The organism is Pseudoalteromonas sp. S4492 (assembly GCF_005886115.1).
Lineage (GTDB): Bacteria > Pseudomonadota > Gammaproteobacteria > Enterobacterales > Alteromonadaceae > Pseudoalteromonas > Pseudoalteromonas gelatinilytica.
This window is the reverse complement of sequence record NZ_PNCP01000085.1, coordinates 1-14,736: the sequence shown is the minus strand read 5'-3', so window position 1 is coordinate 14,736 and position 14,736 is coordinate 1. Positions and strand designations below refer to the sequence as shown.

General features: G+C 40.3%; 11 protein-coding genes. 4 read left to right on the top strand and 7 right to left on the bottom strand.

Going from position 1 to position 14,736, the window contains the following annotated elements:
• Positions 1-241: 241 nt before the first annotated feature.
• From CWC28_RS20675 to ampD, 7 genes are all read right to left on the bottom strand, one after another.
• A complete protein-coding gene (locus CWC28_RS20675) occupies positions 242-883 on the bottom strand; it encodes a tRNA-uridine aminocarboxypropyltransferase (RefSeq protein ID WP_063703519.1) in 642 nt (213 codons plus the stop codon).
• A 234-nt stretch (positions 884-1,117) separates the two neighbouring features.
• Positions 1,118-2,542, bottom strand: a complete 1,425-nt coding sequence (lpdA, locus tag CWC28_RS20670) for a dihydrolipoyl dehydrogenase (RefSeq protein WP_063702946.1) — start codon at positions 2,540-2,542, stop codon at positions 1,118-1,120.
• 188 nt (positions 2,543-2,730) lie between these two features.
• Complete coding sequence (aceF, locus tag CWC28_RS20665) at positions 2,731-4,629, bottom strand: pyruvate dehydrogenase complex dihydrolipoyllysine-residue acetyltransferase (protein WP_063702944.1); 1,899 nt, start codon at positions 4,627-4,629, stop codon at positions 2,731-2,733.
• 9 nt (positions 4,630-4,638) lie between these two features.
• Positions 4,639-7,305 (bottom strand): pyruvate dehydrogenase (acetyl-transferring), homodimeric type, encoded by a 2,667-nt coding sequence (gene aceE / locus CWC28_RS20660; protein WP_063702942.1) that lies wholly within the window; start codon positions 7,303-7,305, stop codon positions 4,639-4,641.
• 85 nt (positions 7,306-7,390) lie between these two features.
• On the bottom strand, positions 7,391-8,140 hold the full coding sequence (pdhR, locus tag CWC28_RS20655; RefSeq protein WP_036965924.1) for a pyruvate dehydrogenase complex transcriptional repressor PdhR: 750 nt from the start codon (positions 8,138-8,140) through the stop codon (positions 7,391-7,393).
• Between the two features lie 674 nt (positions 8,141-8,814).
• Entirely contained in the window at positions 8,815-9,666 is an 852-nt protein-coding gene (ampE, locus tag CWC28_RS20650; protein ID WP_138625702.1) for a beta-lactamase regulator AmpE, read from the bottom strand.
• A gap of 21 nt (positions 9,667-9,687) precedes the next feature.
• The gene (gene ampD / locus CWC28_RS20645; RefSeq protein ID WP_105181343.1) at positions 9,688-10,230 is read right to left on the bottom strand and encodes a 1,6-anhydro-N-acetylmuramyl-L-alanine amidase AmpD; all 543 of its coding nucleotides are present in this window, start codon (positions 10,228-10,230) and stop codon (positions 9,688-9,690) included.
• A 187-nt stretch (positions 10,231-10,417) separates the two neighbouring features.
• Between ampD and nadC the strand changes: the two genes are divergently transcribed.
• The 4 genes from nadC (at position 10,418) to CWC28_RS20625 (ending at position 14,711) form a co-directional block, all read left to right on the top strand.
• Positions 10,418-11,266 carry a carboxylating nicotinate-nucleotide diphosphorylase gene (gene nadC, locus CWC28_RS20640; protein ID WP_105174898.1) on the top strand — a complete coding sequence of 283 codons (849 nt, stop codon included), beginning with the start codon at positions 10,418-10,420 and terminating at the stop codon, positions 11,264-11,266.
• A gap of 493 nt (positions 11,267-11,759) precedes the next feature.
• Positions 11,760-12,182, top strand: coding sequence for a pilin (locus CWC28_RS20635; protein WP_138625701.1), 423 nt, complete (start codon positions 11,760-11,762; stop codon positions 12,180-12,182).
• Between the two features lie 32 nt (positions 12,183-12,214).
• Entirely contained in the window at positions 12,215-13,480 is a 1,266-nt protein-coding gene (locus CWC28_RS20630) for an O-antigen ligase family protein (RefSeq protein ID WP_138625700.1), read from the top strand.
• Between the two features lies 1 nt (position 13,481).
• Positions 13,482-14,711, top strand: coding sequence for a type II secretion system F family protein (locus CWC28_RS20625; protein WP_138625699.1), 1,230 nt, complete (start codon positions 13,482-13,484; stop codon positions 14,709-14,711).
• Positions 14,712-14,736 lie beyond the last annotated feature (25 nt).

The following is a 14,736-nucleotide window of genomic DNA, read 5'->3' as shown; positions in this document are numbered from 1 at the left end:
AAAAAATTAAGAAGATTCCGCAAGCGCGACTAGTGATAGTACGCGCTTTTCTTTTGCCTACAATTTAGTAAAGAGTTATACCAATTCGCTTAATTAAGTGGTCTATTTTGAGGCAATAAAACCTCGTCGATAACAAGGCAAAAATTTCGTTATTTAGTTGTTCTAAATCAGTAATTTTTAACGCAGGTAGCGACAGGTTTAATCCCTCAAAATGATTAAGTATTATTGCGGATTGGTACTATTACTCCGGTCGCCCCTTATTTCGCTTACCTAGTAGGTAGGCATCTCTGAACTTAATAAAATGCTGTTCTAGCTTTTGAGTAGCGTCTTTCTCACCCGCAAGCGCAAGTACCATAATAGCCACCTCAGCGGTGCCAAGTTGATGTTCGTGTGGAGCTACACGTAATCGATAATCCGAAAGTTTTTCAGGTGTGATTGAAAGCACAGGTAAATTATCCAGATAAGGACTTTTACGGATCATTTTCTTTGCTTCGCGCCAAGTACCATCTAAGAAGATAAACAACGGACGCTTACCTTCAACAGGAGTTACCTCGGTGATCACCCGCTCTTCGTCGTCAACATCGCTGGCAGGGAAAATAACCATAGGTTGATACTGAGGATCTGCCAACAAGCTTAGTAAGGCATCATCAGGATTCGTTCGATCCCATTTAAAGGCATAGTTTTCTGGCACGATTTCAGCAATTAAACGGCCAGTATTTGACGGCTTAAAACTCTCATTGTGATACATAAGTAAACAGACTGCGGCATCGCACTTTGCCTGCTCAACGCCTTCACAAATACAATAGTGCTCGGCTAATAAACATCGCTCACAACGTGTTAGTTTTGCTCCTCGCGCTTTAAATTCACGACGAGACTCAGCCATTTGTTGAGTGCGAAGCACTAACACGGAATTATTTGAGATAGTAACCACTGTATTTACCAGAAAATTAAACGGCGCGTATTGTAGCTAAAAATATAGGGAATAGATATTAATCTAAGTTTTAAGCTACAAGCTACAAGCTACAAGCTACAAGGAACGAGTGAAATCTGATGGTTTGTTGTTAAAAACAAAAAACCCAGCCAAAGCTGGGTTTTTAAAACGATTAGTCAAAAGAACTTACTTCTTTTTAACTGCTTTTTTGTTTGGAAGGTCAGTGATTGAACCTTCGAAGATTTCAGCAGCTAGACCGATTGATTCGTTTAATGTTGGGTGAGCGTGAATAGTTAACGCTAGGTCTTCACCGTCTGCGCCCATTTCAACTGCTAAGCCGATTTCACCTAGCATTTCACCTGCGTTGATACCAACCATAGCACCACCGATAACACGACCTGAGTCTTTATCGAAGATTAGCTTAGTTTGGCCTTCAGTACGTGCTGAAGCGATTGCACGACCAGAAGCAGCCCAAGGGAATACAGCAGTTTCGATGCTTAAGCCTTGCTCTTTAGCTTCTTTCTCAGTTACACCAACCCATGCGATTTCTGGATCTGTGTATGCGATTGAAGGGATGCACTTAGGATCGAAGAAGTGTTTCTGACCAGAGATAACTTCTGCAGCAACATGACCTTCGTGAACCGCTTTATGTGCAAGCATTGGTTGACCAACGATATCACCGATAGCGAAGATGTGACCAACGTTTGTTTTAAGCTGCTTATCAACATTGATGAAACCACGCTCATCAACATTAACGCCTGCTTTATCAGCGTCAACAAGCTTACCGTTAGGTGTACGACCTACTGCAACAAGTACTTTGTCGTAACGTACTGCGTCAGCTGGTGCATTTTTACCTTCGAATGAAACGTATAGACCGTCTTCTTTCGCTTCAACACCAACAACTTTAGTAGAAAGCATTACGTTGAACTTGTCTTTAACGTAACGTTGGTAGATTTTGATAACGTCTTTATCAGCTGCTGGAACTAATTGATCAGCAAACTCAACTACGTCAATTTCAGAACCTAGCGCACGGTATACAGTACCCATCTCAAGACCGATGATACCACCACCTAAAACAAGTAGTTTCTCAGGAACGTCTTTAAGCTCTAGTGCACCTGTTGAGTCAATTACACGGTCATCTTCAGGGATGAAAGGTAAGTTAACAGGTTGAGAACCTGCTGCAATAATAGCATTGTCAAAAGTGATTGTTGTTGTACCGTCAGTACCTTCAACAGCAATTGTGTTGCTGCCTGTGAATTTACCGTAACCGTTAACAACTTTCACTTTACGCATTTTAGCCATGCCGTCTAGGCCGCCAGTTAATTGACCGATTACAGACTCTTTCCAAGAACGGATTTTGTCTAGGTCGATTTCAGGCTTGCCAAAAGTAACGCCGTGAGATGACATTTCTGCAGCGTCATCGATCACTTTAGCTACGTGTAAAAGTGCTTTTGAAGGAATACAACCCACATTTAGACATACACCGCCCAATGTGTTGCGAGATTCTACCAATGTTACTTCTAAGCCCAAGTCAGCAGCACGGAAAGCCGCAGAATAACCACCAGGACCACCGCCTAGTACAACAACTTGAGTTTTTAATTCGTTGCTCATGCTATTACCTTAAATGTTTGAACGGGACACTGCCCCTATGTTTAACTGCCATGTTTCTGCAAGGCAGAAAGGGAGAGCAGATATCTATACCAAGATTGTTCTATGGCAAAGATTGTATCATTGCCAATGGTAAAAATCCCAGCAAAAAACACCTTGCTGGGATTTGATTCTTATAATTTACGAGACGATTACATCACTAGTTGACGAATATCGCTCATGTAGCTTGCTAGCGTCACAGTAAAGCGTGCTGCTAGGGCACCGTCAATAACCCTATGGTCGTATGACATTGATAATGGAACCATTAATTTAGGTTCAAACTCTTTGCCATTCCACTTAGGTTTCATTTCTGACTTAGATACACCTAAGATAGCAACTTCAGGCGCATTCACAATTGGCGTGAACGCTGTACCACCGATACCACCAAGGCTTGAGATTGTGAAACAACCGCCTTGCATATCTGATGACGTTAGCTTGCCGTCACGTGCTTTCGCAGAAATTTCCATTAACTCACGAGAAAGCTCAATGATGCCTTTCTTATCTACATCTTTGAATACTGGAACAACCAAACCGTTTGGCGTATCAACAGCAACACCGATATTGATGTACTTCTTCAAGATTAAGCTTTCGCCATCTTCAGACAGTGAAGAGTTAAACGTTGGGAATTCAGCAAGTGCTTTCGCCGCTGCTTTCATCACAAACACAAGTGGCGTGATTTTAACACCCAACTTTTTCTTCTCAGCAAGCGCATTTTGCTCTTTACGGAATACTTCAAGGCTTGTGATATCAGCTTCGTCAAACTGTGTAACATGCGGGATTTGCACCCAGTTACGGTGCAAGTTAGCGCCAGATAGCTTTTGAATACGAGAAAGTTTTTTCTCTTCGATTTCACCAAACTTAGCAAAATCAACCTTAGGCCAAGGAATAAGACCTAGCTCGCCGCCACCGGCATTCCCTTTACCTGCAGAAAGTTGACCTGACTCAACTTTCTTCACAAGGTCTTTCACGTAGTTTTGTACGTCTTCTTTCACAACACGATTCTTACGACCCGTGCCTTTTACGTTCGCTAGATTAATACCAAATTCACGCGCTAAACGACGTACAACTGGCGATGCATGTGCATAGGCTTTGTTATCTGCAAAACCTTCGTTGCTTGCAGGTGCTGACGCAGGCTTTTCAGCCGCAGGCGCTTTTGCTGCTGTTGCAGGCGCGGCTTCAGCTTTTGCAGGAGCTGGCGCCGCTGCAGCTGGTGCACTACCGGCTACTTCAAATACAAAAATAAGTGAGCCAGTTGATACTTTATCGCCAGCTGCTACTTTGATTTCTTTAACTGTACCGGCAAATGGTGCAGGTACTTCCATTGATGCTTTATCGCCTTCAACGTTTAAGATTGATTGATCTTCTTCAACCTTATCGCCAACAGCAACCATCACTTCGGTTACTTCAACTTCATCACCACCGATATCAGGCACGTTTACTTCTTTAGTACCAGATGCCGTTGCTGCCGGAGCCGCTTCAGCTGGCGCTGCTTCTGTTGCAGGTGCTTCAGAGCCGCTTGATGCTGTTTCAAAAACGAAGATTAAAGAGCCCGTTTTCACTTTATCGCCAGTCGCGATTTTGATCTCTTTAACAGTACCAGCAAATGGTGCAGGTACTTCCATTGATGCTTTATCGCCTTCAACGCTTAATAAAGATTGCTCTTCTTCAACCGTGTCACCTACCGCAACCATGATTTCAGTTACTTCAACTTCATCATCGCCGATATCTGGTACAGTCACTTCCTGTGTAGCAGAAGCTGAAGATGCAGCTGCTGGAGCAGGTGCTTCTTCTTTCGCTTGTGCTGGCGCAGCAGCTTGTTCTTCACCTTCGAAGATCATGATAAGTGAACCCGTCGTTACCGTATCACCTTCAGCTACTTTAATTTCTTTAACCGTACCTGCTTGTGCAGCAGGTACTTCCATTGATGCTTTGTCGCCTTCAACCGTTAATAACGATTGGTCAACCTCAACCTTATCACCAACGCTAACAAGGATTTCGGTTACTTCAACGTCATCGCCACCGATATCTGGTACTTTAATTTCAATACTCATTGGAACCTCTTATGCGTATAGCGGGTTAACTTTGTTTGTGTCGATGTCGAATTTCTTGATTGCTTCAACAACCACTGACTTCTCAACTTCACCACGTTTAGCAAGCTCAGATAATGTTGCAACCACAACATAGCCCGCATTAACTTCGAAGTGACGACGTAAGTTTTCACGGCTATCAGAACGACCATAACCATCAGTACCCAACACTTTATAGTTGCTGCTTGGAACAAATGAACGAACTTGTTCTGCGTAGTTCTTCATGTAGTCTGTTGCAGCAACAGTCACTGCATCTGTTAATGCATTTGTGATGTAAGCAGTCTTTTGCTCTGCTTCAGGGTTAAGCATGTTGAAACGTTCAACATCTTGACCGTCACGTGTTAACTCGTTGAATGATGTTACAGAGAATACATCTGAACCAATGCCATACTCTTCGCTTAGGATTTGTGCCGCTTTACGCACTTCCATCATGATAGTACCTGAACCAAGTAACTGTACTTTCGCTTTCTCGCCAGCAACAGTTTCAAGTTTGTAGATACCTTTACGAATACCGTCTTCAGCGCCTTCTGGCATTGCTGGTTGATGGTAGTTTTCGTTCATTAGCGTTAGGTAGTAGAACACGTTTTCTTGGTCTTCACCGTACATGCGACGAATACCGTCTTGCATGATTACCGCTACTTCATAAGCGAATGTCGGGTCATAAGAAATACAGTTAGGCACTGTGTTAGCAAGAATGTGGCTGTGACCATCTTCGTGCTGTAAACCTTCACCGTTTAGTGTAGTACGACCTGCCGTAGCGCCTAGTAAGAAACCACGTGCTTGCTGGTCACCAGCCATCCACGCCATATCACCTACACGTTGGAAACCAAACATTGAGTAGTAGATGTAGAATGGGATCATTGGTAAATCGTTAGTGCTGTATGATGTTGCAGCAGCAACCCATGATGACATTGCACCTAACTCGTTGATACCTTCTTGTAATACCTGACCTGAAGTTGCTTCTTTATAGTAAGAAACGATGTCGCGGTCTTGCGGCGTATAGTTTTGACCATGAGGGTTATAAATACCGATTTGACGGAATAAACCTTCCATACCAAATGTACGCGCTTCATCGGCGATAATAGGCACGATGTTTTTACCAATGCCTTTGTCTTTTAGTAACACGTTAAGTGCACGAACAAAGCCCATTGTTGTAGAGATGTCACGTTTTTGCTCTTCAAGTAACGGCTTGAACGCGTCAACTTCTGGTAATACTAATTTTTCAGAGAAGTTAGGAATACGCTTAGGCGTGTAACCTTGTAGTGCTTCACGGCGAGCGTGAAGGTACTTGTGCTCTTCTGAACCTTCTTCAAGCGTTAAGTATGGTAGATCAGCTAATTGGTCATCAGAGACAAGATCTTGTAAACCTAGACGTGAACGTAGGTGTGCTACGTGAGTCATGTCCATTTTCTTAACTTGGTGTGCAATGTTTTTACCTTCAGCCGCTTCACCCATGCCGTAACCTTTTACAGTTTTAGCAAGGATTACAGTTGGACGGTCTTTGGTTTCTTCCGCTTTTTTGAATGCAGCGTAAAGTTTTGAAGGCTCATGACCACCACGCTTAAGTGCGAAGATCTCTTCATCAGTCATATCAGCAACAAGCGCAGCTGTTTCTGGGTAACGACCAAAGAAGTGTTCACGAACGTATGCACCATCTTTTGCTTTATAAGTTTGGTAATCACCGTCAATCGTTTCGTTCATTAACTGCAGTAATTTACCTGTTGTATCTTTAGCAAGTAGGATATCCCAACCACTACCCCATACAACTTTAATCACGTTCCAGCCTGCGCCTTTGAATAGGCCTTCAAGCTCTTGAATGATCTTACCGTTACCCATTACTGGGCCATCTAAACGCTGTAGGTTACAGTTGATTAGGTAACATAGGTTATCTAGCTTCTCACGCGCAGCGAAAGAGATTGCACCACGTGATTCTGGCTCATCCATCTCACCGTCGCCTAAGAAAGCGTATACGCGTTGGTTTTTAGTGTCTTTTAAGCCACGACCGTCTAGGTACTTTAAGAAACGAGCTTGGTAGATTGATGCAATTGGACCAAGACCCATAGATACCGTAGGGAACTGCCAGAATTCAGGCATTAATTTAGGGTGTGGGTATGAAGGAAGACCTTTACCATCAACTTCTTGACGGAAGTTATCAAGTTGCTCAGCAGTTAAACGACCTTCAACAAATGCACGTGCATAGATACCTGGTGAAATGTGGCCTTGGTAATAAACTAAATCACCGCCATCAACATCGTTTGGTGCTTTGAAGAAGTGGTTAAAACATACTTCATAGAATGCCGCTGAAGACTGGTAAGACGCCATATGGCCGCCTAAGTCTAGATCTTTTTTCGACGCACGTAATACGATCATGATCGCATTCCAACGGATGATTGAACGAATTCGACGTTCAATGTTTACGTCACCTGGGTAAGCAGGTTCTTGATCTACCGGAATGGTATTAACGTAGTTAGTGGTTGTGCCAGTAGGCATATCAACACCGTCTAAACGGGCTTGCTCTAACACTTGCTCAAGTAAGAATTGAGCACGTTCAACACCTTCTTCACGCACAACAGACTCAAGGGCTTGTAACCACTCTTGTGTTTCTAGCGCGTCTACGTCAATTTTATTGACTTCAGACATATGGAGGTTTCCTTATGTTTAAAATACTAATTATTTTAATAAATCTTAAAATTAAGTAGTTAACTAAACTTAGCTAATCACTTGCTTAATGTTGTTTGGTGCGTCTTAAACTACGTTCAATTCGCGAATGCTCTTTGCCAGCCTCAAGTAAGGCTTCTTCGATAAAGGCTAAGTGAGCATTACTAGCAAGACGTGCTTGCTCTGGGTTTCCTTCAATAACCGCATCCATCAACAGTCGTCTATGTTCTGCGAGCTGCTGGCTGATCTGTGGTTTTTTTAACAGTACAGTTAAATTCTGTAATACATTTTGCTCTAGCAAGGCCTGCATACCACGTACTAAATGGAGCAGTACAACGTTATGAGACGCTTCTGCCACACTAAAATGAAATGCATTTATTGCTTTTGCTTTTTGCACAATGTCGTCATTAACGAGCGCAATGTTGTCAAAGCTTTGTTTTACTTTTTTGAAGTCATTCGTCGTGCCACGCATAGCAGCATAATATGCTGCAATTCCTTCAAGGGCATGACGAAATTCGAGTAAATCAAATTGTGACTCTGGATGCTTACTAATCAAATCAAAAAGCGGATCAGTGAGCCCCTCTTCAAGCTGATTTTTTACGAACGTTCCGCCTCCTTGACGACGCGTTACTAACCCCTTGGCTTCTAGCTTTTGAATCGCCTCACGCAGTGAAGGTCGCGATACTTCAAATTGTTTCGCTAATTCACGTTCCGGAGGCAGCTTTTCGCCTGGCGCTAACGACCCCTCAAGAATCATATTCTCAAGTTGTTGTAAAATTACATCAGATAATTTTGCTGCTTTAATCTTTAAAGACATTTATTAACGTCCGCATTGTTATGCGCTAACCCCATAAATATCGGGTATTTAGCCTTGTGCTTTGACCAAAAAGGTAAATTGGTCATACCAAATTTGTCGCATACGTTATCAAAAACCCGTATTTCTGTCAATTTCACTACGTTCAGCGTCTAGTTACACCCTAACGTAATTCGTCTAAAGATTAAACAGTATGGATTAAAGTGGCTTTTTCTGAAGGAAAAAACAATAAAAAAGAAATGGTCAGACCAGATTAAGCAACTGAGCTTTTAGTGGTCAGGTATTAGATGTTAGTTGAATTGAGCAGCTTTGTAGCAGCGGGTTTACCCCGCAATAAAAGTTTTTAGAGGTCAGGTTTTAGATGTTAGTTGAATTGAGTTGCTTTGTAGCAGCGGGTTTACCCCGCGACAAAAGCTTTTAGAGGTCAGGTTTTAGATGTTAGTTGAATTGAGTAGCTTTGTAACAGCGGGTTTACCCCGCATCGTTGAATTGAATGCTGAAAAATATTCGAAGTAGGATGCACTTCAGTGCTGAAAAATTAAAACTCAATCGAAGTGCATTAGTAGAGCGATTAATGAATAAAGTTATACAACAAGCTTTACTATTCTAACTTGCTAACTCAAACACATTCCCGGCTAAAGCCAGTCCTACATCTCGTAACTTGCTAACTTTACAAGCTACGCCAAGCCACCAAATAAAGTAAGTGCTGCGATGATCACTAAAAAGAACAATACATTTCTTTTTACAAGTTTCATCATACAGGTGGCTTCATAAGTACAGCCAAAATGTTGCTGCTCAATTTGCTCAGCGGCAAGTGCAGTTTGCGTAACTACTTTTCGGTTACTCACCGAAAAGTCGAGCACATACTTCAGCCAACAACTGGTACCTTTATTAAAGTTACCAATCACTAAATAACCAAAGCTTGCAACCCGAGCTGGTAACCAATCGAGCCAAAACAGTAAGCTATGTACTAGTTTAAAACGCTTAGCATAGGCAACACTGTGATCATCCCTTACTTTGTCAGCAAAAGTACGAACTAATGCGTAAAGAACCGCGCCAGGGACACCTAAAACCACAAACCAAAAAATGACTGCACAATAAAAGCGAAAATTTAACCAAGCTAAAGTTTGGCCAAAAGTCTCACCATGAGGGTCATTTTCTGTCTTCTTTTGGCCCATTTGTAACGCAAATAGGGTTGCAGCTTCTTGATCGTTGCGGGTTAAGGCATTTAAGTAAGACTTATACAAAGCTCGTTGCTTAGCACAGCCAAAACAAACCAACAGTACAGCAACATTCACAGCCAGTTGCCAGATGATAAATTCGGATAGTTGATAAATTAATGCAACAGCCACGACAGGCAACATTAACCAAATCAAAAAGCCAATTGGCGAATTAAATAAGCCTTTTTCTGAGAGTTGTTTTTGCGAGTGCTTAAGATAGGTATTGGCATAGAAACCGATTTGCCAGTAGTTAGCTCGAGCCCCTAAACGCTCAATTACCAAAGCAATAATTATTGAAATTAAGATCATGCTTTTACCTATATCCTTTAACTAAAACACTAAATCAAAATAGTATTGCCAATCAAAACTCGCACCTGGGTCTGTTTTTCTGCCCGGTGCAATATCACAATGGCCAACAATGCGCGAACGGTTTATCTCAGGGTACTTTGCCATCAACGCCTTAGTAACTAAGTGTAATGCATTATACTGGGCTTGGGTATACGCCAAGGTGTCGGTACCTTCAAGCTCAATGCCCACACTAAAATCATTGCAGCGCTCTCGACCTTCAAACATTGAGATACCAGCATGCCAAGCTCGTTTTTCAAAGGGCACGTACTGAATAACTTCACCAGTGCGGCGAATAAAGCAATGCGCAGAGACTCTTAAGCCTTTTAAATCAGTAAAGCTTTCGTGCGCTGCACAATCAATCGTCCCCATAAATAAATCATCCACATAAGGCGTTGCAAACTGCCCTGCTGGCAATGAAATATTATGAATAACAAGTAATGACACCTCGCCCTCAGGGCGCTCATCATAATGTGTACAGTGCCTTAGTAACACATTGTTTAATTGGCCCAATTCATTTATATGCATATTAAAAACTAACGATGACAATAAAGTTAAATAGTGTAAAGGGTTAAAATCTTAGGGTCTAGTTGCTTTGATTCAATCACTTAAAGTAAGGGTAAGGATACTTTACTATGACCGATCTTTGTCTTCTATTAAGGGGTTAAACATAGTAAAATTTCGCCAATTTATTAATAAACAATGAGCTTTCGACATGTCAGTCCCTCACACTTTAATTAGCCAACTGGTAAAACTCGCCCTTGATGAAGATTTAGATTACCAAAGCGCAAATGACGGTGATATTACCGCGCAACTAATTCCAGAAAATGAGCTAGCTAATGCTAAGGTAATTACTCGTGAAGACTGTGTATTTTGTGGTAAAGACATTATTTTAGAAGTATTTAAGCAAGTTGATCCTTCAGTTGAAGTTGACGTAGTCGTAAATGACGGTGACAAAGTAGCTGCAAATAGCACACTATTTACAGCATCAGGCTCAGCTCGCGCAATTTTAACCGCAGAGCGCACTGCCCTTAACTTTGTACAAACCCTCTCTGGTACAGCAACAACAACTGCTCATTATGTAAAAGAACTTGAGGGCACGACTACGCAGCTACTCGACACGCGTAAAACAATTCCAGGTTTACGTGCGCTACAAAAATACGCTGTAAAATGTGGCGGCGGCGCGAATCATCGCATCGGCCTTTTTGATGCGTTCCTAATTAAAGAAAACCACATTGCTGCCTGCGGGGGTATTGATAAAGCTGTCGCTCAAGCTAAAGTAAACCACCCAGCCAAGCCAGTTGAAGTAGAAGTAGAATCACTTGATGAACTTGAACAAGCGATCACTGCGGGAGCTGATATCATCATGCTCGATAACTTTACTGTAGAGCAAATTCAACAAGCAGTTGTGCTTACAGATAAGCGAGCAAAGCTTGAAGTATCAGGCAACATGACACTTGAAACTTTAAAAGCCTATTCACAGGCCGGTGTTGACTTTATTTCAAGTGGCGCACTTACAAAAAATTTACAATCAATCGATCTTTCAATGCGATTTAACGGCTAAAAATTCTTTTATACGTATTTAATGTTTTACCTAATTCGTTGACAAGAAAATAAAAAAAGCATTAAATACGTAAAAAGCCTGAACAGATAACAAAAAATCAATATCTTTTTAGCGCTTTTGACTATTTTGTATACGCACGTCCTGAACCTACACAAGATTGCAATCAATTCAATAAGTTCCTGCAAGGATGCGGTGTCTATAAATAGTACAAATATGTGTAACTAAGCTTATTTTATATCAAACAAAGGTAGGAAAGTTCTGAAAAACTGCTTACTGAACAGGAAAATAGCTTCCAAAAACATTTATTGATGCTAAAGTAAATTTATACACGCTTAACCAGTAAGGTTTTTACTACTTTGTTAACATTTAAGCGTTAATAAAAGTTGTTTTAAGTAAAACTGTAAGATTTATCCTGTAAATTAAGCAATGGTTTTACAACGCTTAAGTTACAGCTAAACTTACTAAATCATCATATCCTTTAGGAGAGGAACAAATGACACAACAAAACCAACAGGGTTTCACCCTAATTGAATTAATGATTGTAGTTGCAATCATCGGTATTCTTGCTGCAATTGCGTTACCGCAATATCAAGATTATACAGCAAAATCTCAAGCAGGTTCTGCATATGCAGAGCTCTCAGCCCTTAAAACTCAATTTGAAGTTGCTGTTAATGAAGGTAAAACCCCATCTTTAACGAACACAGATAAGGGTTACATCGGGCAAACAGCAAACGGCGGTACTTACTGCACTCTAGCACTTACTGGTAAAACTGCTATTCAATGCACCATGAAAAATAGTAACGCTGATAAAATTAATGGTAAAACATTAACTCTTAATCGAAGCGCAGATGGTGTATGGTCTTGTGCGGCTGACAGCAATTTAGAAGCAAAATTCCAACCTGGTAACTGTAGTTAATTTATCCTATGGTAAATTTCAAAGGCAACATTTTGTTGCCTTTAAAACCAACACTTATTTTAATTCTGGGTTACTTTTTTTATTCTTTATTTCCATTACTACCAAGTATTTCCTATAATTTTCATAACGGGCAACGAATAGCCCAGATCATCCTTTTAACTACAAGTGCGATTTTATTAGTTAATAGAAGTGAACTATATTTACCAATAAAAAAAATACTTTATTGCTTTTTAGCTTTTATAACCCTTAGCTTTACTTCCTCTGCAATCTCTAATTACCCTTACTCCAGTATGATGAATACAATGCATTACGTGATGCTAGCTATATTCTCTATTTCATTATTAAATACCAAAGTAAGCAAAAAATTTTACATAGCCTTATTTACTATTCATAGCTCCCTAATATTTGTTTGTGTTTTAAATATAATTTTTTCCCTAGTAGAACAACAACCAATTATAGGTCATAATATAATAATGAAATTCGATAACATTCGGCATTTCAACCATATCCAAGTGTTATCCATTCCTCTTGGCTTATATATATTAAATACCACAAAATATAAAGCCATCACTGTAACTTCTATCACTTCTAATTTAGTTATACTCTTTATTAGTAATTCCTTAGCAGCATTTGTGTGTTTGTTTTTAATATTCATACTATTACTCATTTTAAAATTAAAAGAACACTTAAAAAACTTCACCTTCACCTTTGTAATTTCTATATTTATTTTTTCATTAATTAAATTTTTTGAAGTAAACTACATTTCATATGACCCAATAATCTCTGACTCAGGCCGCATTGAAATGTGGCTTAATTCTATCTACCAATCTAAAGAATTTATACTAGGAATTGGGCCAGGAAACTATTCTATAGTTTTACAAGCAACTGCCCTAAGCCATCCCCACAACTTTGTAATACAGCTGTTAAATGAAAATGGAATTTTCGCCACATTGATTGCGTTTTACATTATTTACCTAGTTTTTAAAAAGATAGAACTAACTACCGATTACAAGAAATTGTTAGTACTAACACTTTTAACCAGTCTAATTTACTCCTTATTTTCTGGACTATTTGTAATGCCACTCACTCAGATAATTTTTTGTTTTTTATTTAGCAATGTGATTAAAGCCAATGAAAAAATAACCTTTAGTAGTTTTTTAAAAGTTATTACTATTTCATTCTCTTTGGTATACTTTGTAATAAGTATGATTTCTGCTTCAAAGCTTGATGGTGATACCCCTAAAATGGCTGGACCAAGCTTTTGGTCTGCAGGAGAAAAGAATCTGGACGGTTTATAAAATGGCTCAAAAAAACGACAATAAAAGCTTAGATACTTTTCAGTGGGTTGGTGTGAGTGCCCGAGGGAAAAAAATGGAAGGGGAATTGTCAGGTTCCAGTATCGCCCTAGTAAAAGCGCAACTTCGTAAGCAAGGAATCACTCCCTCTAAAGTTAAACGTAAACCAAAACCATTATTTGGCATTAAGTCGGTTCAAAAGATTACAGCTAAAGACATTGCCTTAATTACTCGTCAAATTGCAACTATGCTGATGGCCGGCGTACCCTTGATTCAATCAATTGAAATGATCGGTTCCGGTGCACAGAATAAAAGTGTTGCAAAACTGATGGAAAGTATTGGCGATGATGTTAAAGCTGGTATGCCGTTATCACAAAGTCTGAGAAAACACCCTCGCTATTTTGATGATTTATATTGCGACTTAGTGGCCTCAGGTGAGCAGTCAGGCGCCCTTGATAAAATATTTGACCGTGTTGCGCTTTATAAAGAAAAAGCAGAAGCACTCAAATCAAAAATTAAAAAAGCCATGTTTTACCCTGTAGCAGTTTTAGTTGTCGCTTTAATCGTTACGTCTATTTTACTTATATTTGTAGTTCCGCAATTCCAAGATATTTTTAACGGCTTTGGTGCTGAATTACCTGCATTTACCTTGATGGTGATTGGTATTTCTGAGTTTATGCAGGAATACTGGTGGATGATGCTTATTGCTGTTGTCGCTACAGGCTTTGCTTACAAAGAGGCACTACTCAAGAGTAAAAAACTCAGAGATGCCAACGATAGAGCACTATTAAAACTACCTGTCATTGGTATGATTTTGAATAAGGCGGCGGTTGCTCGCTATGCTCGAACTCTCTCAACTACTTTTGCAGCTGGCGTACCCCTCGTCGATGCTCTAGACTCAGCTGCGGGTGCTTCTGGTAATGCGGTATACCGTTATGCAATTTTAGAGATTAAAGCAGAAGTAAGCTCTGGTAACTTAATGAACTGGGCTATGAAAAACGCTAAAATTTTCCCTGATATGGTGGTACAAATGGTGGCCATAGGTGAAGAGTCTGGCTCACTTGATGGTATGCTTGCCAAGGTGGCCACTATATATGAACAAGAAGTTGATGATGCAGTAGACGGTTTATCAAGCTTACTTGAGCCACTGATTATGGCCGTTTTAGGTGTACTAGTCGGTGGTTTAATTGTTGCTATGTATTTACCAATCTTCCAACTTGGTTCGGTTGTTTAACACATAGCTGTAAGCTGTAAGCTGT